General features: G+C 61.1%; 19 protein-coding genes. 6 read left to right on the top strand and 13 right to left on the bottom strand.

Going from position 1 to position 18,701, the window contains the following annotated elements:
- Positions 1-15 precede the first annotated feature (15 nt).
- Genes ACQY47_RS11675 through ACQY47_RS11665 form a run of 3 tightly spaced genes read right to left on the bottom strand, consistent with a single transcriptional unit; the run spans position 16 to position 1,361 of the window.
- Positions 16-426, bottom strand: coding sequence for a DUF2946 domain-containing protein (locus ACQY47_RS11675; protein WP_138451575.1), 411 nt, complete (start codon positions 424-426; stop codon positions 16-18).
- Between the two features lie 10 nt (positions 427-436).
- A complete protein-coding gene (locus ACQY47_RS11670; RefSeq protein ID WP_017136762.1) occupies positions 437-919 on the bottom strand; it encodes a copper chaperone PCu(A)C in 483 nt (160 codons plus the stop codon).
- A gap of 46 nt (positions 920-965) precedes the next feature.
- Positions 966-1,361, bottom strand: coding sequence for a DUF2946 domain-containing protein (locus tag ACQY47_RS11665; RefSeq protein WP_177033396.1), 396 nt, complete (start codon positions 1,359-1,361; stop codon positions 966-968).
- A gap of 670 nt (positions 1,362-2,031) precedes the next feature.
- On the opposite strand from ACQY47_RS11665, the gene ACQY47_RS11660 reads away from it, so the two are divergent.
- Positions 2,032-2,283 (top strand): DUF6124 family protein, encoded by a 252-nt coding sequence (locus ACQY47_RS11660; RefSeq protein ID WP_122528293.1) that lies wholly within the window; start codon positions 2,032-2,034, stop codon positions 2,281-2,283.
- Positions 2,284-2,338: 55 nt separating this feature from the next.
- Here the strand turns inward: ACQY47_RS11660 and ACQY47_RS11655 are convergent, their stop codons facing one another.
- From ACQY47_RS11655 to cbiE, 4 genes are all read right to left on the bottom strand, one after another.
- Positions 2,339-2,827 (bottom strand): hypothetical protein, encoded by a 489-nt coding sequence (locus ACQY47_RS11655; RefSeq protein ID WP_428557127.1) that lies wholly within the window; start codon positions 2,825-2,827, stop codon positions 2,339-2,341.
- Entirely contained in the window at positions 2,824-3,102 is a 279-nt protein-coding gene (locus ACQY47_RS11650; RefSeq protein ID WP_065930623.1) for a hypothetical protein, read from the bottom strand. Before ACQY47_RS11650 ends, ACQY47_RS11655 begins: the two co-directional genes overlap by 4 nt.
- Positions 3,103-3,228: 126 nt before the next feature.
- Positions 3,229-3,954: a cobalt-precorrin-6A reductase gene (locus ACQY47_RS11645; RefSeq protein ID WP_428557126.1), complete on the bottom strand. Its 726-nt coding sequence runs from the start codon at positions 3,952-3,954 to the stop codon at positions 3,229-3,231.
- Positions 3,951-5,156 carry a precorrin-6y C5,15-methyltransferase (decarboxylating) subunit CbiE gene (gene cbiE / locus ACQY47_RS11640; RefSeq protein ID WP_428557125.1) on the bottom strand — a complete coding sequence of 402 codons (1,206 nt, stop codon included), beginning with the start codon at positions 5,154-5,156 and terminating at the stop codon, positions 3,951-3,953. Before cbiE ends, ACQY47_RS11645 begins: the two co-directional genes overlap by 4 nt.
- A gap of 38 nt (positions 5,157-5,194) precedes the next feature.
- Between cbiE and cobG the strand changes: the two genes are divergently transcribed.
- The 5 genes from cobG to ACQY47_RS11615 all read left to right on the top strand — a co-directional run bounded on the left by cobG (position 5,195) and on the right by ACQY47_RS11615 (position 10,542).
- Positions 5,195-6,541, top strand: coding sequence for a precorrin-3B synthase (gene cobG, locus ACQY47_RS11635; RefSeq protein ID WP_428557124.1), 1,347 nt, complete (start codon positions 5,195-5,197; stop codon positions 6,539-6,541).
- A complete protein-coding gene (locus tag ACQY47_RS11630) occupies positions 6,534-7,160 on the top strand; it encodes a precorrin-8X methylmutase (protein WP_017136756.1) in 627 nt (208 codons plus the stop codon). The genes cobG and ACQY47_RS11630 overlap by 8 nt, the downstream gene beginning before the upstream one ends.
- Positions 7,160-7,891: a precorrin-2 C(20)-methyltransferase gene (locus tag ACQY47_RS11625; protein WP_017136755.1), complete on the top strand. Its 732-nt coding sequence runs from the start codon at positions 7,160-7,162 to the stop codon at positions 7,889-7,891. The genes ACQY47_RS11630 and ACQY47_RS11625 overlap by 1 nt, the downstream gene beginning before the upstream one ends.
- Positions 7,891-9,528 carry a precorrin-3B C(17)-methyltransferase gene (gene cobJ / locus ACQY47_RS11620; protein ID WP_138452628.1) on the top strand — a complete coding sequence of 546 codons (1,638 nt, stop codon included), beginning with the start codon at positions 7,891-7,893 and terminating at the stop codon, positions 9,526-9,528. Before ACQY47_RS11625 ends, cobJ begins: the two co-directional genes overlap by 1 nt.
- Positions 9,529-9,765: 237 nt before the next feature.
- Entirely contained in the window at positions 9,766-10,542 is a 777-nt protein-coding gene (locus ACQY47_RS11615) for a hypothetical protein (protein WP_017136753.1), read from the top strand.
- Here the strand turns inward: ACQY47_RS11615 and ACQY47_RS11610 are convergent.
- The 6 genes from ACQY47_RS11610 to dusB all read right to left on the bottom strand — a co-directional run bounded on the left by ACQY47_RS11610 (position 10,539) and on the right by dusB (position 18,667).
- Entirely contained in the window at positions 10,539-11,135 is a 597-nt protein-coding gene (locus tag ACQY47_RS11610) for a MarC family protein (RefSeq protein ID WP_017136752.1), read from the bottom strand. The two genes, ACQY47_RS11615 and ACQY47_RS11610, sit on opposite strands and share 4 nt — an antisense overlap.
- 163 nt (positions 11,136-11,298) lie before the next feature.
- Positions 11,299-14,070, bottom strand: coding sequence for a response regulator (locus tag ACQY47_RS11605; RefSeq protein WP_428557123.1), 2,772 nt, complete (start codon positions 14,068-14,070; stop codon positions 11,299-11,301).
- Between the two features lie 115 nt (positions 14,071-14,185).
- Entirely contained in the window at positions 14,186-15,478 is a 1,293-nt protein-coding gene (purD, locus tag ACQY47_RS11600) for a phosphoribosylamine--glycine ligase (protein WP_017136750.1), read from the bottom strand.
- Positions 15,479-15,647: 169 nt separating this feature from the next.
- Positions 15,648-17,255, bottom strand: a complete 1,608-nt coding sequence (gene purH, locus ACQY47_RS11595; RefSeq protein ID WP_169986477.1) for a bifunctional phosphoribosylaminoimidazolecarboxamide formyltransferase/IMP cyclohydrolase — start codon at positions 17,253-17,255, stop codon at positions 15,648-15,650.
- A gap of 81 nt (positions 17,256-17,336) precedes the next feature.
- On the bottom strand, positions 17,337-17,657 hold the full coding sequence (gene fis, locus ACQY47_RS11590; protein WP_003221275.1) for a DNA-binding transcriptional regulator Fis: 321 nt from the start codon (positions 17,655-17,657) through the stop codon (positions 17,337-17,339).
- Positions 17,654-18,667 carry a tRNA dihydrouridine synthase DusB gene (dusB, locus tag ACQY47_RS11585; RefSeq protein ID WP_099548135.1) on the bottom strand — a complete coding sequence of 338 codons (1,014 nt, stop codon included), beginning with the start codon at positions 18,665-18,667 and terminating at the stop codon, positions 17,654-17,656. The genes fis and dusB overlap by 4 nt, the downstream gene beginning before the upstream one ends.
- Positions 18,668-18,701 lie beyond the last annotated feature (34 nt).

Raw genomic sequence — 18,701 nt, 5'->3', positions numbered from 1 at the left:
GATGCTGTGAAGTGCTTACGAAGCGATAGGCGGGGCGCGGCTGCGGGCGCCGGGGAAGATGCTCTGCCGGGCGTGGCCCAGGCGGGTGGCGGGCGTCAGGGCATTCGCCGGTGGCGGTGTGCCGAGGCTGACATGGGAGATGCTGCCGGGCAGGGCCGGGCAACTGAAGAGCAGGTCGCAATAACCGCACTTTGCCCAGAGGGCGTGGTGTTCGCTGGGAGCTGGCGTGTGCTCGCCATGGCTGGTCGATGGCATGTCCATGGACATTTGCATCGACATACCGGCGTGATGATCCATCGGCATCGCTTGGGAAATCAGCGGACCGATAAAGATCATCAGCATGGCGAACAGGCTGATCCAACTGCCGCGCGCCAGGCTCATGGGCCTGCGGCGGTGTGGCGACAACCTGGCGCGAGGGGCGCCCATTTACGTTGGCCTATTGGGCGTGCATATGCTCGTGGCCGGCCATCGGCGGCGCTTTTTGTACCGAGACCTGAACCTGCACCGGGCCGGCTTTTTCGAAGTTCAGGGTGAGTGGGAAGTGTTGGCCGTCGCGCAGTTGGCTGCGGTCTTTCAGGTCCAGCAGCATCACGTGGTAGGCCATCGGTGCGAAGGTCAGATCACCTTTGGCCGGTACGGCAACGGTTTCCACCTTTTGCATCTTCATCAAATCGCCCTGCATCACATGCTCATGCAACTCGGCTTTGGCCGCCACAGGCGTGTCGACGCTAAGCAAACGATCAGCGCTTTCGCCCTGGTTATGAATCACAAAATAGGCAGCGACAGTCGGCGCATTCGGCGGCAATTCCTGGGACCAGGGATCGCTGACCAGCAGGCTGCCGGCCTTGTAGTCATCGGCATTGGCAGCACTGAACACCGGCAGCAACAATGCAGCCAGCAGCAGGGAAGATTTAAGCATGGCAGTTCTCCAGAACGGTTCTAAACGCAGTTCACTTGCGAAGAAATCAGACCGTTGGAGAGGCGCGGGGGTTAAGACTCGGCCATTGCTGGCGCGGGGTAGGGGCTTGCAGTGCGGGCGGCGACAGGCCCGGCACGGCATCAAAACGTGTGACATACAGCTGCGGCACATGCCCCGGCAACGCCACTAATGGCGGTGAGCCCGAGCAACACCAGCAATGCTGCATGGCGGAATGATCTTCCTGGGGCGGCGTCGGGATGTCCAACTTGCCCAAGGCAATGGTCTTGAGGCTGGCGCCATTGGAGGAACAGAAACTGCCCCACAGCAATTGCTGCACGGGGTCTTGCGACTGTTGCATCGCGCTGGCCATCGGCATGGCAAAGGCGTTGAACAGCACTGCAAAGCAGGCGATCCACACAATTGCAAAGCGTTGACGGGCCATGGCGGACAATCCGTAGGGTTAAGCGATCAGGTGGGTATTTAGCCTGATCGGGGGGCATAAGTAAAAAGCGGCGGTGTGGTTTGGTGTCGCAGTGGTTGCCTTCATGATAGCCGGGAACCACGGATTGCCAATTTTACCGACGGGTCGCGATCTCCAGCGTGACGCTGAACCCTGTGGGAGCTGGCTTGCCTGCGATGCGGACAACTCGGTTTTCCTGCAGTACCGAGGCGATGCTATCGCAGGCAAGCCAGCTCCCACAGTTTGGTGTGTGTTTGGCTATGGCTTGGTGTTGAGCTTGCTGATTGCACGAGCAATGCCCTGCTCATGTAGGCCGCTTCTAGTTGAGCCTCTACATAACCTAAGTGTAGTGGTCGTCTACGGAAACGTCCGACAGGGATTTAAGGTTGTCCCTAGGAAGGTGGAACTCTAGTCTGTGTACGCCGCTGCACACGCAGCGGTCGGGCGTCGCGGCCCGGATTGATTAAGCATTGCCTCCTTTCAGTTGACGCTTTTTTATCGTCTACTGTGCGGCGCTATGGTGGCTGTGCGCGGGATACCTTCGGGTATGCCGGTTTCCTTAATCTCCGGTCCGCGAACCTGCGCACAGCTGCCACCCTCCATCGCATCGCGGCGATCAGTGGCGGCTCCATTTAGATTAAGGAAATTCACAATGATCAAACCCACCCCAAATCCCCCCGTACGGCTATTCACCGTAGCCGATGGAATCAGCACCGAAGACCTGCTGGTCAACCTCAGCGAAACACTGGCCTCGGCCAATGCGCTGAGTTGCGACCTTGCGTTTGACCTGGATGGCCCGAAGCGAGAGGAGTTGCTGGGCGTTGCGCAGTTGATTGAGCTGGCGCAGTTGCTGGCTGACCGGGTGCAGGAAGGTGCAAGGCGGCCGACAGTCGCGAGTAGTTAACAGTCCTATGACCGATCGTTCCTGCGCTCGTGCGTGGGAGTGATTGTCTATTGGTTTAGAACTCCCAACTTGCTTCCCGTATATGGTTGAAATTCACAACATCGACGCAATGTTGGTGAGCAAAGCCGGCGACTCTAAGGTCATCAGTCAAAACTAGATAGTTATCTTTAGCGAGTGCGATAATTCCGACATCAGTAAGGCCGTAGGGCGACAGCTCATAATCGCGACTTATGTCCAAGGCTGGGGAGTGAATTGCAATAATTGTTGAAAGTGAGTTTTTTAATGTCGCGTAAAAATCGTGCAACTTGCTCCCGTACAATCCATTTGTCAGGTTGCTGACTTCTGCAAGAATGTGAGGCGTGGAAACAAGTCTTTCGAACTGATCAATCATTGTGAGCAAAAGGCGGTAGTCTTCATTGGTATAGCCCCGAGTTCTCTTGAACTCTACAACGCTGGGCGTTCCACCTATCAGCGCCAGGAGTAGCAAGTTGGTGTCGACTATAATTCCCTTTCTACGGTACTGCTTGATATAGGCATCTATCATACTTCGCGGATCTTCATGGAGCGGAACTCACCTGTCTCCGCGTCGATGATGAATGTTTTGTATTTCCTGGTCTGCATTCGTCCGGCTAAGGACGCGCCTAACCTTTCATATTTATCAGGGGTTGGAACATTAAAGCCCAACGTGATTACCCATGTTTTACCGCTTGAATTTAGCTCGACTTCCTCAAGCATGAGGTCTTGCAATTCAGTTTCTTGCCCGAGGAAGTCGTTTGCTGCCGCCTTGGCGACTTGTACGGCCTCTTTAACTTCTATCATGTCAGCTCCTGAATATAATTGAGTCTAGCTTGAATTATTCTTGGAGTGTAGCACTTCGTATTGTTGGTTCATCGCCGTCCCTTGAGGTAACAAATAGAATTGCCAGAGGCTGCGAACGATCCTGATCTATCGAAGAAAATCTGCCAATGAATCGATTGTTTCTGCGGGCGACAAAAGCTCTCGATCCACCCCGGCCAACACCGGCCGCTTCAACACCAACACCGGCACGCCACGCTCGCGTGCCACTTCCAGCTTCGGCTCGGTCGCCGCACTGCCGCTGTTCTTGCTGATCAACACATCAATTCCACGCCGTTCAAACAACGCGCGCTCGTCCTCAATCAGAAACGGCCCACGCGCGCCGATGACTTCACAGCGCTCATTGCCCGGATATACATCCAGTGCGCGCAGCGTCCAGAATTGATCGGCGGGGATTTCGTCAAGGTGCTGCAACGGCTCACGCCCCAAGGTGAACAACGGACGTTTGAAGGGTTTCAAGGCTTCGATCAGCTCAGCCCAATCCCCCACCTCGCGCCAGTCATCACCCGCCTGCGGCTGCCACGCCGGGCGCCGCAACACCCAGCAGGGAATGCCGCACATTTTTGCCGCCGTGGCAGCGTTCTGGCTGATCTGCGCCGCGTACGGGTGGGTGGCATCGAGGATCAGGCTGATCTGCTCATCGCGAACAAATTGCGCCAAGCCTGCATGCCCACCGTAGCCGCCGACGCGCACTTGGCAGGTGAGGTCAGTGGGCACGCGCCCAACCCCAGCCAGGCTATAGATATGCTCCGGCCCCAGCGTGCGGGCGATGGCCAGCGCTTCGGTGACGCCGCCCAACAACAGGATGCGTTTCATAGCGGCTTGACCACGTTCAGCAAGGTGATCGGCAGCGCCTGGCGCCAGGTGTCGAACTCACCCAACGGCTGGGCCTGGGCCACATGGATGCGCGTCAGCTCGCCGCCGTGTTGCGCGCGCCACGCCATCAAGGTCATTTCGCTTTGCAGGGTCACCGCATTGGCGACCAAACGCCCACCAGGGCGCAGGTGCTGCCAGCAGGTGTCGAGCACACCGTCGCGGGTGACGCCGCCGCCGATAAAGATCGCGTCCGGTGCTTCGAGGCCGAGTAACGCGTCCGGCGCCTTGCCCCGAACCAGTTGCAGGCCGGGCACGCCGAGGGCGTCGCGGTTATGTTCGATCAGCCCTTGGCGACCTGCGTCGGCTTCAATCGCCAGTGCGCGACAACTCGGATGCGCACGCATCCACTCGATGCCGATGGAGCCGCTGCCCGCGCCCACGTCCCAGAGCAATTCGCCCGGCATTGGCGCGAGGCGGGCGAGGGTCATGGCGCGTACATCGCGCTTGGTCAGTTGGCCGTCATGTTTGAAGGCCGAATCCGGCAGCCCGGCGAGGTGTGACAGGCGCGGGGTGTTGGCGTCGGCCAGGCAGTCGATGGCGACGAGATTCAGATCCGCAACCGAAGCGTGTTGCCAATCAGCAGCCAGCCCGTCGATGCGCTGTTCATCTACGCCGCCCAAGTGTTCAAACACGCTCAACCGGCTGAGCCCGAAACCGGACTCGGCTAACAGCACGGCAATCGCGGCAGGGCTGCGTCCGTCATTACTCAGCACCAGCAACCGCACGCCAGTGGCCAGGTGCGCATTAATCGCCGCCAATGGCCGCGCCACCACGGATAAGGTCTCCACCTCCTGCAACGGCCAGCCCAAACGCGCCGCGGCCAACGACACGGAGGACGGCGCGGGTAAAATCAGCAATTCCTCAGCGGCCACCTGTCGCGCCAGGCTGGCGCCTACGCCATAGAACATCGGGTCGCCGCTGGCCAGTACGCAGACCGGCTCGCCACGACTGGCCAGCACCGGCTCCAGGGAAAACGGGCTTGGCCATAGCTGGCGCTCGCCACCAATACACACCGGCAGCAGGTCCAACTGGCGCTGGCCGCCTATAATCCGGGTGGCGCGCAACAGGGCATGCCGGGCGTTTCTGCCCAGCCCCTTGAAGCCGTCTTCACCGATGCCTACAACCGTCAGCCAGGGCGACATAAGAATTCCTTGAACGACATCCGACGGGCAGGCTTTTCATGCCGCCGGACAAAGCAGGCATAATACCGCGCCTTTACCCGTCAACCGGTAGCCCCGTGAACCCAACGCCCGTTCTGAATACCTTGCGCCCCTCGGCTTGTCCGGGGTTGCTGCGTATCGTCCAGGCGCTGGATGGCGGGATATGCCGGATCAAATTGGCCGGTGGTTCTATCACTGCCGCCCAGGCAGTTGCTGTGGCGGACGCGGCGCAGGCCTATGCGGGTGGGGTGATCGAGGCGACCAACCGCGCCAATTTGCAGATTCGCGGGATCGGTGCCGAGCAAGAGGCGTTGATCGCCGCGCTGCTGGCCGCAGGCCTTGGCCCGAACAACGCCGCTGGCGATGACGTGCGCAATCTGATGCTCAGCCCCAGCGCGGGTATCGACACCCAGATGCTGTTCGACACTCGCCCGCTGGCCGATCAGATCCTTGCCACCTTGCAAAACCATCCACGTTTCCATGAGCTGTCGGCCAAGTTCGCCGTGCAGTTGGATGGCGGTGAAGCCCTGGCGATGCTCGAACATCACCATGACTTGTGGCTGTCGGCGTTCGAGCGCGATGGCGAAACACTATTGGCCTTCGGCCTGGCCGGTTGTCCGGGGCTGAATGCACCCTTGGGCGCTGTGCCGCTCGAGCAAGGCCATGCTTTGGTCGTGGCCGTGCTGGAAGCGTTTCTCGACCTGGCGACACCCACGCAAACCCGCATGCGTCATCTGGCTGTGGATAACTTATTGGCCCGCCTGAACCTGCCGTTACTGTCGGTGGACGGGTTAAAACGCCAGCCCAGTGGGGATTTGTTGCACTTGGGCACTTATCCACAGCGACAAAAAGATCTGTTTTACGTTGCCGCCATTGCGCCGCTGGGTCGTCTGGACTCAAGCATGCTCAAAGGCGCCGCACAGTTGGCCAGTGAGTTCGGCGACGGCACGTTGCGTTTTACGCCGTGGCAAGGCGTACTGCTGCCCAACCTTAAAAACCACGGCGCCGTGACTGAAGGCTTGGAGCAATTGGGCTTCCTTGGCTCAGTCGACCAACCCCTGGCACGCATGATCGCCTGCACCGGTTCAAGCGGCTGCGCCAAAGGCCTGGCCGACACCAAGGCCGATGCCCTGCAACTGGCCGCGCTGCAACCTGGCGCCGAGGTGCACCTGTCCGGCTGCCCACGCTCTTGCGCTGCCGCACACACCGCGCCGGTCACCTTGCTGGCGGTAAGCCCCGGCCACTATGACGTCTATTTTCGCGAGGCAGCCCACCCCGGTTTCGGCCGGCTGCACGCACGCACTCTTTCCATTGAAGCGGCGGGCGCCCTGTTACGCGGCCGCACACGGAGCAACACCGATGATTGATTACATCCGCGACGGTCAGGAGATCTATCGCAACTCCTTCGCCATTATTCGCGCGGAAGCCAAGTTGGAGCGCATCCCTGCCGACCTGGAAAAACTCGCGGTGCGGGTGATTCATGCCTGCGGCATGGTCGACGCCATCGACGGCCTGCAGTTCTCCGAAGGCGCAGGCAAGGCCGGGCGCGATGCGCTGGCTGCTGGCGCGCCGATTTTGTGTGATGCGCGCATGGTCTCCGAAGGCGTGACCCGCGCGCGCCTGCCGGCCAATAACCAGGTGATCTGCACCTTGCGCGACGACAGCGTGCCGGAGTTGGCGCGGGAGCTGGGCAACACCCGTTCAGCTGCCGCGCTGGAACTGTGGCGCCCGCACCTGGAAGGCAGCGTGGTGGTGATCGGCAACGCGCCGACGGCGCTGTTCTACCTGCTGGAAATGCTCGACGCCGGCGCGCCGAAACCGGCGTTGATTCTGGGCTTCCCGGTGGGCTTTGTTGGTGCCGCCGAATCCAAGGCGATGCTGGCGGCCGACAGCCGTGGCGTGCCGTTTGTGATCATGCAAGGCCGCCTGGGCGGCAGTGCGATGGCTGCCGCGGCGGTCAACGCCTTGGCCACGGAGGTCGAGTAATGCAGGCACGCGGACGTTTAATTGGCCTGGGCGTTGGCCCCGGTGACCCCGAACTGATCACCCTCAAGGCGCTGCGCCTGCTGCGCGAGTCGCCGGTGGTGGCGTATTTCGTGGCCAAGGGCAAGAAAGGCAATGCTTTCGGTATTATCGAAGATCACTTGGTGGCGCAGCAGACCTTGATGCCACTGGTGTACCCAGTGACCACCGAAGTGCTGCCGGCACCGATGTCTTACGAGCAGATCATCAGCGACTTTTACGACAACGCCAGCCTCGACGTGGCCGCGCACCTGGACGCTGGCCGCGATGTGGCGGTGATCTGCGAAGGCGATCCGTTCTTCTACGGCTCCTATATGTACCTGCACGACCGTTTGGCCGAGCGTTATGAAGCCCAGGTTATCCCCGGCGTCTGCTCAATGCTCGGCGGCGCTTCGGTGCTTGGCGCGCCGTTGGTGTACCGCAACCAGAGCCTGTCGGTGCTCTCCGGCGTGTTACCCCACGACGACCTCAAGCGTCGGCTGGCGGACGCCGATGCCGCCGTGATCATGAAGCTGGGCCGTAACTTTCCAAAGGTGCGTCAGGTGCTGCAAGAGCTCGGTTTGGCCGAACGTGCGCTGTACGTGGAACGCGCGACCATGGCCAACCAGAAGATCGTGCCGCTGGATCAAGTCGACCCAGCGTCCTCGCCGTACTTCTCGCTGATCATCGTGCCGGGTGAAAGGTGGCAAGGTTGATGCGCCCGGCGATTGTCATTCTCGGCCAAGGCAGCCTGGCGACGGCGCGCAAGATCGCGCAGGTTTACCCTGGCGCGCTGATCCACGGCTTGGCCGGGCGAGTTGAAGGGGCGGACCAGACCTACAGTGAGTTCGGCGCGACCCTGCGCCAGCTTTATCAACAAGGCACGCCACTGATTGCCCTGTGTGCTGCGGGTATCGTGATCCGCACGCTGGCGCCGCTGCTGCTGGAAAAAGGCGAAGAGCCCGCCGTGCTGGCCGTGGCTGAAGATGGCAGCGCCGTGGTGCCGTTGCTCGGCGGCCTGGGCGGTGTGAACCGGATGGCGCGCGACATTGGCGCGGCACTCGGCGTCGCCGCAGCGATCACCACCAGCGGCGAGCTGCGTTTTGGCACCTGCCTGCTCAACCCGCCAGCGGGTTATGCGTTGGCGGACCTGGAACTGGGCAAGCGGTTTGTCTCGGACCTGTTGGCCGGCGAAAGCGTGCGCATCGAAGGTGTGGCGCCGTGGCTGGATCAGGCGAATTTGCCGCAGGATCAGCACGCACGGTTGGCGATTCACGTGGGCAGTGCCGAGCGCGTGCCGGCTGCCAATGAGTTGCTGATTTATCCGAAGACGGTGTGTGTCACCTGTAAGCCAGGTGTGGATTTAGCTCTGCGCGTGCGAACGGCTTTGCATGACGCCGGTATCGCCGTGCAATCCCTGGCGTGCCTGCTGGCCAGCGACACGCAGATGGCCGAAGCCTCGTTGCAGCAAGCCGCAGTGGAATTAGGTGTGCCGTTGCGTTTTGCGCAAGTGGCGCAAGGCGCGGACATCGTGATCACAGTGGCAGAGCAACCGCTGGACCTGTCGCATGTCGGCCGTGCCCGTGGCCGCCTTGCCGTGATCGGCCTTGGCCCTGGCGCAGCCGAGTTGATGGTGCCGGCGGTGAAGGCCGAGCTGGCGCGTTGCACCGATGTGCTGGGCTACGAAACCTATGTGCGCATGGCCGGGCCGTTCCGCGACGACCAAGTGCAACACTGCACCGACAACCGCGAAGAAATGCAGCGTGCTCGCCATGCCTTCGAGTTGGCCGCCCAGGGGCGTTCGGTGGTGGTGGTGTCGTCCGGTGACCCTGGCGTATTTGCCATGGCGGCGGCGGTGCTTGAGGCGTTGCACGAATCCAGTGACCCGGCCTGGCATCAGGTCGAGCTGGACATTCTGCCGGGCGTCTCAGCCTCGCTGGCTACTGCCGCCCAGGCGGGTGCGCCATTGGGGCATGACTTCTGCGTGATGTCGTTGTCGGACAACCTCAAGCCCTGGTCGATTATCGAAAAACGCCTGGACCTTGCATCCCAGGCCGACCTGGCGCTGGCGTTCTACAACCCGATCTCGCGTTCGCGGCCGTGGCAATTGGGGCGCGCCCTGGAAATCGTCGCGTTGCACCGCACGCCCGCAACACCGGTGGTGCTGGGTCGCGACATTGGCCGCCCTGGCCAGACTTTGCGCGTCACCACGTTGGGGCAGTTGACGCCTGAGCAAGTGGATATGCGCACCATGGTGCTGATCGGCTCGTCCACCACCTGCGTATTCCCCCGCGCCGGTGGCGGCGAATGGGTGTACACGCCACGCTGGTACGGCGAGAAACCCGCTTCCTGAAATCAGCCTGCGGCAGGTAAGAAGGCTCCGAGTAACGCTGGGTGAAAACCTGTTGTTACTCGGGGCTTTTTCTTTTTTTGCCGATGAAAAAAGGAAGGTCTACCGGTATGCCTCGTTATTGCTGGTTGACGTTTTTTCGACGGGGGCGCCAAGCGATGTTTGTGGTCTGGAAAGCGCACCAGCGGCTGGACTAGTGTGGAGACAAGCCCCATGTGGGGTGCTTGTGGAGAACTGAAAATGGAGCGACATCACAAAAGGATCATCAGTGCCAAAAGGCGCAAGTTGATTGCCGCCTACAAGCTGCCAGGGGCGCCGGGCGCCAAACGCTCGGTGTTCCTGGACGCGGAAGATGACAGCAATGCAGCCGTCGTGAACAACGGCGTGATTTCGTTTATCGAGGGCATGTCGGCGCTGAACCGTGAATACATTCGTAAAAGCTACCTGCTGGCCAGCAGTTATGTGAGTGATGTGTTGAAGGTCCAACGGGGGAGTGAGGCGTGGTATGACGAATTTATCAAGGTGATGGTCAGCCTGGGCTGGTTGCCGGTGCGCAGCGCTTTTGAGCGGGTCTCAAGCTCCGGCAAAGGGCTGACGGTGCAGGTGGCGGCGCTGAATATCATCGCCGCGCTGGCGGCGGCCTCGCTGGCAGGGCCGCTGCTGGCGGCGTTACCGAAACTGGCGGCGGATGCGCTGCTGGCCTTGAAGCAACAGCCTGCCTCGTTTGAGCTGTTCAAGCGCAATAGCACGGTGCATCAGGGCGGTGATTTCGGCCTGGCGTCCTGTGCTGAAACGGCGGGAGAGGTGATGATGGTGCTGGTGACTTACAGCACCCACGGTGTGAGCAAACAGCTGGGCCTGCCGTTTCTGGAGTGGGACAGCTCTTCGGTCGAGGCTTTCAGCGGCCAGACTTGCCTGGTGCTCAACACCTCTGTGGTCAATGAAAAAACCATCCAGCTGATGCGCGAGAGTGCCGGCGACAAGGTGCAACTGGCAATCGCGAAGTACCGGATTTAAGGCACCAGATAACCGCGCACGCCGGTAAAGATGATCTGCGCGGCCAGCGCACACACGAACAACCCCATCAACCGACTGACAATCTGCAAGCCCTGGTCACCCAGAATGCGTTCGATACGGTTGGACAAATACAGCACCACACCGACCGTGAAGCTGGCCAGGGCAATGCTGACGATGGCCATGAACTTGTCATCCCAGTGTGGCTGGCTCACGCCCATCACCAACAGTGCACCGATGGTGCCGGGGCCGACCGTGAGCGGGATGGTCAGCGGTACGATGGTCACGTCCTGCTGCACATTGTCGGTCTGCACCGCCGACTTGCCCTGGGCCATGCCCAGGGCCGAGATAAACAGCACGCTGCCAGCGCCAATGCGAAAGGCATCCACGGTAATGCCGAACACGCTGAAAATCACCCGGCCGAACAGGTAGAGCAACACGCTCGACACCAGCGTGGCCAACGCGACCTTCCAGGCCAGCCGGCGCCGTTCTTTGCTGGAGTAACCACGGGTCAGGCTGATAAAGCAGGACAGCACAAAGAACGGGCTGTAGAGCACCAGCATTTTCAGGTAGACGCTGAATAACACGTGGAGCATGGGCGCGGCTCGCGATAGGAGAGGTTTGCGGAGTCTATCAGGCGCAACCGGGCAAATGTGGGAGCTGGCTTGCCTGCGATAGCGGTGGAGCAGACAAAGGGTGTGTGATTGACACACCGCCATCGCAGGCAAGCCAGCTCCCACAGGAGGCTGCATTTCAAGGTCACGACGGGGCGTGTTCCGGCCGCTGCTGACGCTGCGCCACCCAAAACTCCACCAGTTCACGCAACTGCGACAATTCCACCGGCTTGGCCATGTGGCCATCCATGCCGGCCTGGCGTGCGCGTTCTTTATGTTCCGACAGGATATGCGCCGTCAGCGCCACCACCGGCGTGCGAATACGCTGGTGGCTGACTTCCCACGCGCGCAATTGCTGGGTGGCAGAGAAGCCATCGAGGATCGGCATTTCGCAGTCCATCAACACCAGGTCGTAACGCTGGGCTTTCATCGCCTCCAGCGCTTCCTCGCCGTTGCTGGCGGTGTCCGGGTTGAGGTTGAGCTTGCCGAGCATGCCGCGAATCACTTTGGTGGAGATGCTGTTGTCTTCGGCCACCAGGATCTTGAAATCACTGGGCACGGTGACTGCTGCCGGCGCGCTGAGAGCAGGGCGCGGCGCAATTGTGCCCTTGCTGCGCTGGGTCAGTTCGTCGGCCAGGGTGGTCTTGAGTGTGTAGCCGGCCACTGGCTTGGCGAGGATGCGTTTGATCCCGCTGTTGCGCGCGATGATCTTGCTCGGCGCATTGCTGATGCCGGTGAGCATGATCAGCAGAATGTCGTGGTTCAGGCTCGGGTCTTCCTTGATTTTCGCCGCCAGTTGCATCCCGGTCATGCCGGGCATGTTCTGGTCCAGCAGCACTACGTCGAAGTAGTCGCGCAGGTGCGCTTTGGTGCGCAGCAGCGCCAGGGCTTCTTTGCCGGACGGCACAGCGCTGACGTTCAAGCCCCAGGCGGTGCATTGCTGCACCAGCACTTTGCGGCAGGTGTCGTTGTCATCGACCACCAACACCCGCGCGCCTTTGAGCGGCCCGTCGAGGTCGGACGTCGGGTGCTCCAGGCGTTCCGGGTCCAGTGGCAGGGTCAGCCACAGCGTGCTGCCCTGGTGGCTGCCGCTCTTGATGCCGAACTCGCCGTTCATCAACAGGATCAACTGGCGGGCGATGACCAGGCCCAGGTGGCCGCTCAGGCGCGTAGCCGAGAGGAAGTTCTTGCTGTGCAGTTCGCTGTGCAGCAGCGCGTCGCGTTCGGCGGCATCCATCGGCAGGCCGCTGTCTTGTACGGCGATGCGCAGGCGTGGCTTGGTGCTGCGTTCGTCCAGGGCGACCACGATCAGCACTTCGCCTTCATCGGTTTTTTGCAGGGCGTTTTCCAGCAGGCTCAACAGCGCCTGGCGCAGGCGCGTGGGGTCGCCACTGATCACGCGGGGCACCTGCGGCTGGATAAAGCTGATCAGCTCGACGTTCTGCTGTTCGGCCTTGGCGCGGAAGATACTCAAGCAGTCATCGATCAGCGCGTTGAGGTCAAATTGCACGTCGTCCAGTTCGATCTGCCCGGATTCGAGCTTGGAGATGTCGAGGATCTCGTTGATCAGCGTCAGCAGTTCATTGCCGGCGCTGTGGATGGTCTGCACATAGTCACGCTGCTTCACCGACAGCGGCGTGCCGAGCAGCAACTCGGTCATGCCCAGTACGCCGTTCATGGGCGTGCGGATTTCGTGGCTGATCTTGGCCAGGAATTCGGCCTTGGCGGCGATCTCGGCATTGCTGGCCGCCAGGTCGCGGCTGAGGCTGAAGCGTGCCTCGACAATGGCGCGCTGGCGTTCGCCCAGGGCCAGGCTCATCAGCAGGCCGCTCAGGCAGATAAAGCTCAGCAGGGTCACGATCAAACCTTGCGGTGCCACCAGCGTCAGGCCCAGCAGGGCGGGCAGGATGATCAGGGTGCCGATGTTGAACACCACCATCGCCACCACAAACAAGCGCGCCGGCCGGTAGCCTTTCTGCCAGTGGTAAGCCGAGATAAACAACATGCTCAAGCCTGCCAGGGCGACCAGCGCGTAGGTGATGATGTTCAGCGGCAAGGTGTTGACGAACAACAGCAGCAGGCCGCACAGCACGATCAGCAGGATGTCGGCCATCAACAGCTTGTTCAGCGGGTGCGGGCCCAAGGGCATGAAGAAGCGATAGGCAAACATCAGCCCGCACGGCGCAGTCAGCAGCAGCGCGAGGTAGGCGCCCGGGGTCTGCACCGCGTGCCAGTTTGGCAGCCACGGCCCCACCAGGTTGAGCAACAGCGCCAGGCTCAGCATCAACAGTACTTCGCAGGCCGCCAGCCACAGGCTGCTGCGCGAGCGGTGGTAGGCGAAGCGTGTGAGGTTGTGCAGGATCAGCATCAGCAGGCAGCCGAACAGCAGGCCGTAGATCAGCGTCTGGGTCTGGTCGGCGGCGGCGAGCACGGCCGGTTCCAGGGTGATGTAGGGGCGTAGTTCGTGTTCCGAGACCAGGCGCAGGTACACCTCAAGGGGCTTCTGGCTCTGGGGCATCGGCAGCATGAAATCGCTGCTGGGCAGCGGGCGTTCCGCCTGGGGCTGGCGGGTACCGGTGCTTTGCTGCTCCACCAGCATGTCGCCGTCGAGCACATACAGGTTCAGGTGCGACAGGTCCGGGGCGAATACCCGCAGCACTTGTTCGTGCTTGCCGGGTTGCAGCTTGAAGCGTACCCACAACGCACCGTCCGGCTGCGCAGCGGTAATCCGGTTCAGTTCGATGGGGCTGAATTGATTGGTGTAGCGGGCGGAGCGGATGTCGCTCAGTTGCAGGTCGGCCTGTTCATCAAGCAATACTGCCCAGCCACTGCCTTGCGCGGCGGCCTGGGCCGGGAACAAGCAGAGCAGGGTCAGCAAGCTGACTGTAAAACCTATGGCGATCCTGAGCCAGCGCACGGCGAAATCCCTTCGTAGGTTGATGCACGGGTTAACTATGCGCGGGGCGACATGGGTACGGCAAGGGCCAGAGGCCCTTACCTAGCCGAACGGATAGCTACGCAAGCGTAGCTGTTCAGTTGTTCTCGCCGCGTTCACGGGCAATGGCGCGATAGCCGATGTCCGTGCGGTAGAAGCAACCTTTCCAGTCGATTTTTGCCGCCAGTTTGTACGCCTGTTGCTGCGCGGCGTCGACACTGGCACCCATTGCGGTGGCGCACAATACACGGCCACCTGCGGTTACAACTTTGCCGTCCTTGAGCGCGGTGCCTGCATGGAACACCTTGCCTTCCAGCGTAGCAGCCGCATCCAGGCCTTCAATCACATCGCCCTTGGCGTAGTCGGCTGGGTAACCACCGGCCGCCAGTACGATGCCGACACTCGGGCGCGGGTCCCACTGTGCTTCAACCTTGTCCAGGGCCTGGGCCAATGCGGCTTCCACCAGCAGCACCAGGCTCGATTGCAGACGCAGCATCACCGGTTGGGTTTCCGGGTCGCCGAAGCGGCAGTTGAACTCGATGACTTTCGGGTTGCCGGCTTTGTCGATCATCAGGCCAGCGTAGAGGAAACCGGTGTACACATTGCCTTCGTCGGCCATGCCGCGCACGGTTGGCCAGATCACCAGGTCCATCACGCGTTTGTGTACGTCGGCGGTGACGACCGGGGCAGGGGAGTAGGCACCCATGCCACCGGTGTTCGGGCCGCTGTCGCCATCGCCAACACGTTTGTGGTCCTGGCTGGTGGCCATCGGCAACACATTTTTGCCATCGACCATCACGATGAAGCTGGCTTCTTCGCCGTCGAGGAACTCCTCGATCACCACACGCGAGCCTGCATCACCAAACGCGTTACCGGCGAGCATGTCGCGTACGGCGTCTTCGGCTTCCTGCAAGGTCATGGCGACGATCACGCCTTTACCGGCGGCCAGGCCATCGGCCTTGATCACGATCGGTGCGCCTTTTTCACGCAGGTAAGCCAGGGCCGGCTCAATCTCGGTGAAGTTCTGGTAGTCCGCCGTCGGGATCTTGTGGCGAGCCAGGAAATCCTTGGTAAAGGCTTTGGAGCCTTCCAGCTGCGCGGCACCGGCGGTTGGGCCGAAGCAGTCCAGGCCACGGCTGCGGAACAGGTCCACAACGCCGGCAACCAGCGGTACTTCCGGGCCGACGATGGTCAGGGAAACATTTTTTTCGGCAAAATCAGCAAGCTGCTCAAGGGCCAGGACGTCGATGGCGACGTTTTCGCACTTGGCTTCAATGGCGGTGCCGGCGTTGCCGGGGGCGACGAAAACCTTCTGGACGCGTGGGTCCTGGGCAACTTTCCAGGCCAGGGCGTGTTCGCGGCCACCGCTGCCAATGATCAAAACATTCATTTCAAAAACCTCGGATGACGCTGAATTCTTGGGAGCACTGTGGGCGGCTTTTCTGTGGGAGCTGGCTTGCCTGCGATGCTGGCGCCTCGGTGTGTCAGATGACCCGAGGTGATGCTATCGCAGGCAAGCCAGCTCCCACAGAAGCCAGTGCCTACCTGGCAATGTTGAATCAGTGGCGGAAGTGGCGCATGCCGGTGAAGACCATCGCGATGCCCGCTTCATCAGCGGCCGCGATCACTTCAGCATCACGCATCGAGCCACCCGGTTGGATCACGGCGGTAACACCGGCTTTCGCGGCGTTGTCCAGGCCATCACGGAACGGGAAGAACGCGTCGGAAGCCATCACCGAACCCGCTACCTGCAAGCCTGCGTGTTCTGCCTTGATCGCGGCGATACGCGCCGAGTTCACGCGGCTCATCTGGCCGGCGCCGACACCGATGGTCTGGCGGTTCTTGGCGTAGACGATGGCGTTGGACTTAACGTACTTGGCCACTTTCCAGGCGAAGATCAGGTCGTTGATCTCTTGCTCGGTCGGGGCGCGCTTGGTCACGACCTTCAAGTCTTGGCTGCCGATCATGCCGATGTCGCGGCTCTGTACCAGCAAGCCGCCATTGACGCGCTTGTAGTCCCAGGCAGCGGCGCGGTCTGCTGACCACTCGCCGCAGGCCAGCAGGCGCACGTTGGCTTTGGCGGCGACGATGGCGCGAGCTTCTTCACTGACGGATGGGGCAATGATCACTTCAACGAACTGGCGCTCGACGATCGCCTTGGCGGTCTCGGCGTCCAGCTCACGGTTGAAGGCAATGATGCCGCCAAACGCGGATTCAGTGTCAGTGGCGTAGGCCAGTTCGTAGGCCTGGCGAATGCCGCCTTCAGCGTCCGGGCTCACAGCCACGCCGCACGGGTTGGCGTGCTTGACGATCACGCAGGCTGGCTTGACGAAGCTCTTCACACATTCCAGCGCGGCGTCGGTGTCGGCCACGTTGTTGTAGGACAGCTCCTTGCCTTGCAGCTGGGTCGCGGTGGCGATGCCGACTTCGGCCGGCTTGGCTTCCACGTAGAACGCCGCGCTCTGGTGCGGGTTCTCGCCGTAGCGCATTTCCTGGGCCTTGATGAACTGGCTGTTGAAGGTGCGCGGGAACTGGCTGCGGCCTTCTGTGCTCAGGGTTTCAGCGGCCTGGTTCACGGTGCCCATGTAGTTGGCGATCATGCCGTCGTAGGCGGCGGTGTGTTCGAACGCCTTGAGCATCAGGTCGAAACGCTGGGCGTAGGTCAGGCCGCCGGCTTTCAGGCTTTCCAATACTTGCGCGTAGTCGCTGGCGTTAACCACGATGGCCACGTCTTTGTGGTTCTTGGCAGCGGAGCGAACCATGGTCGGGCCGCCGATATCGATGTTCTCGATGGCGGTCGGCAGGTCGCAGCCTGGCTTGTTGATGGTGGCTTCGAACGGGTAAAGGTTAACGGCGACCAGGTCGATCGGCTTGATGCCGTGTTCGCTCATGATGGCGTCATCGATACCGCGACGACCGAGGATCCCGCCGTGGATTTTCGGGTGCAGGGTCTTGACCCGACCGTCCATCATTTCTGCGAAACCGGTGTAGTCCGCAACTTCTACTGCGGCCACGCCGTTGTCCTGCAGCAGTTTGAACGTCCCGCCTGTGGAGAGGATTTCCACGCCAAGGGCTTCCAGCTCCCGGGCAAATTCGAGGATCCCGGTCTTGTCGGAGACACTGATCAAGGCGCGGCGGATCGGCAGGCGGGTGGTCTGGTCGGTCATTTCAATTTCCATCAAAAGCAAAGGAGTCAGCAAAAAAGGCGACCGTTTTTACGCGGGCGCCTTTCTGGTTTGATTGAATGCTTACAGCAAATCGTATTGTTTGAGCTTTTTGCGCAAGGTGCCACGGTTGAGGCCCAGCAGCTCACTGGCTTTGGTCTGGTTGCCCTTGACGTAGTTCATCACGCTTTCGAGCAACGGCGCCTCGACTTCGGAGAGCACCAGGTTGTACACGTCCGTGACGGAAGCGCCCTCAAGGTGGGCGAAATAATTGTGCAGCGCCTTCTCGACACTCCCACGAAGGGTCTGACCTTCTTCGCTCGGCGTGTTCAGGTGCTGTTTCAAATTGACGTTGTCGCTCACGGGTGCTGTTCCACTCACTAAAGTCTCGGTCATCATCGTCATGCGGCCACCCCCTCTCCATCCCCTGTTCCCAGGCTCTTGTCACGTTCGGCGAAGAACTCACGAACGGTGGCGACCTGTGCCTGCGTTTCATCCAAACGATTGAACTGAGCGCGGAATTCCTTGGCGCCCGGCAAGGTGGCGAGATACCAGCCGACATGCTTGCGAGCAATGCGTACTCCCATCACGTCTCCATAGAAGGCGTGCAGGGCGGCCAGATGCTCTAGCAGAATACGTTCCACCTCGATCAACTCCGGTGCCGGCAAGACTTCGCCGGTACGCAGAAAGTGTTCGATCTCACGAAAAATCCATGGCCGCCCCTGGGCGGCCCGGCCAATCAACAAGCCATCGGCACCGGTTGCGTGCAGCACGCGCCGGGCTTTCTCGGCTGAGTCGATATCGCCATTGGCAAAGACCGGCATCGACACCGCCTGCTTGATCGCGGCAATGGTGTCGTACTCGGCTTCACCTGTGTAAAGGTCTGCGCGGGTGCGGCCATGCACCGCCAGCGCTGTAATCCCGGCCTGTTCAGCGATCTTCGCCACTGTCAGACCATTTTTGTTGTCCCGGTCCCAGCCGGTACGAATCTTCAGGGTGACCGGCACATCCACTGCGGCGACAACGGCCTGCAGGATCTCGGCTACCAACTGCTCATCTTTCAACAATGCGGAACCGGCGGCCTTGTTGCAGACCTTCTTGGCCGGGCAGCCCATGTTGATGTCGATGATCTGTGCGCCCAACTCCACGTTGGCTCGGGCCGCATCTGCCAGCATTTGCGCATCACCCCCGGCGATCTGCACCGAGCGGGGCTCGGGATCACCTTCGTGGATCATGCGCATCCGCGATTTGCGGGTGTTCCACAAGCTCATGTCGCTGGTGACCATTTCAGAGACTACTAGACCCGCGCCCAAACGCTTGCACAGCTGACGAAAGGGCTGGTCGGTGACGCCCGCCATCGGGGCGAGGATCAAGCCGTTTTGCAATGTGTATGGGCCGATGCGTACCGCCGACATAGGACTTCCCTGTTGTGGGGCCGGATCATTAGAG

The sequence above is a fragment of the Pseudomonas edaphica genome (assembly GCF_965277385.1).
GTDB classification, from domain to species: domain Bacteria; phylum Pseudomonadota; class Gammaproteobacteria; order Pseudomonadales; family Pseudomonadaceae; genus Aquipseudomonas; species Aquipseudomonas edaphica.
The sequence above is the reverse complement of the archived record's forward strand: the minus strand, read 5'-3'. Positions and strand labels throughout refer to the sequence as shown.

Excerpts from the sequence above, each read along its gene's own strand:
- ACQY47_RS11615 (WP_017136753.1), top strand. The coding sequence starts at position 9,766 with ATGGAGCGACATCACAAAAGGATCATCAGTGCCAAAAGGCGCAAGTTG.
- ACQY47_RS11645 (WP_428557126.1), bottom strand. The coding sequence starts at position 3,954 with ATGAAACGCATCCTGTTGTTGGGCGGCGTCACCGAAGCGCTGGCCATC.
- ACQY47_RS11660 (WP_122528293.1), top strand. The coding sequence starts at position 2,032 with ATGATCAAACCCACCCCAAATCCCCCCGTACGGCTATTCACCGTAGCC.
- cobJ (WP_138452628.1), top strand. The coding sequence starts at position 7,891 with ATGCGCCCGGCGATTGTCATTCTCGGCCAAGGCAGCCTGGCGACGGCG.
- fis (WP_003221275.1), bottom strand. The coding sequence starts at position 17,657 with ATGACGATGATGACCGAGACTTTAGTGAGTGGAACAGCACCCGTGAGC.
- ACQY47_RS11610 (WP_017136752.1), bottom strand. The coding sequence starts at position 11,135 with ATGCTCCACGTGTTATTCAGCGTCTACCTGAAAATGCTGGTGCTCTAC.
- ACQY47_RS11630 (WP_017136756.1), top strand. The coding sequence starts at position 6,534 with ATGATTGATTACATCCGCGACGGTCAGGAGATCTATCGCAACTCCTTC.
- purH (WP_169986477.1), bottom strand. The coding sequence starts at position 17,255 with ATGACCGACCAGACCACCCGCCTGCCGATCCGCCGCGCCTTGATCAGT.
- ACQY47_RS11665 (WP_177033396.1), bottom strand. The coding sequence starts at position 1,361 with ATGGCCCGTCAACGCTTTGCAATTGTGTGGATCGCCTGCTTTGCAGTG.
- purD (WP_017136750.1), bottom strand. The coding sequence starts at position 15,478 with ATGAATGTTTTGATCATTGGCAGCGGTGGCCGCGAACACGCCCTGGCC.
- ACQY47_RS11650 (WP_065930623.1), bottom strand. The coding sequence starts at position 3,102 with ATGATAGAAGTTAAAGAGGCCGTACAAGTCGCCAAGGCGGCAGCAAAC.
- ACQY47_RS11625 (WP_017136755.1), top strand. The coding sequence starts at position 7,160 with ATGCAGGCACGCGGACGTTTAATTGGCCTGGGCGTTGGCCCCGGTGAC.
- cobG (WP_428557124.1), top strand. The coding sequence starts at position 5,195 with ATGCCGCCGGACAAAGCAGGCATAATACCGCGCCTTTACCCGTCAACC.
- cbiE (WP_428557125.1), bottom strand. The coding sequence starts at position 5,156 with ATGTCGCCCTGGCTGACGGTTGTAGGCATCGGTGAAGACGGCTTCAAG.
- dusB (WP_099548135.1), bottom strand. The coding sequence starts at position 18,667 with ATGTCGGCGGTACGCATCGGCCCATACACATTGCAAAACGGCTTGATC.
- ACQY47_RS11655 (WP_428557127.1), bottom strand. The coding sequence starts at position 2,827 with ATGATAGATGCCTATATCAAGCAGTACCGTAGAAAGGGAATTATAGTC.
- ACQY47_RS11675 (WP_138451575.1), bottom strand. The coding sequence starts at position 426 with ATGGGCGCCCCTCGCGCCAGGTTGTCGCCACACCGCCGCAGGCCCATG.
- ACQY47_RS11670 (WP_017136762.1), bottom strand. The coding sequence starts at position 919 with ATGCTTAAATCTTCCCTGCTGCTGGCTGCATTGTTGCTGCCGGTGTTC.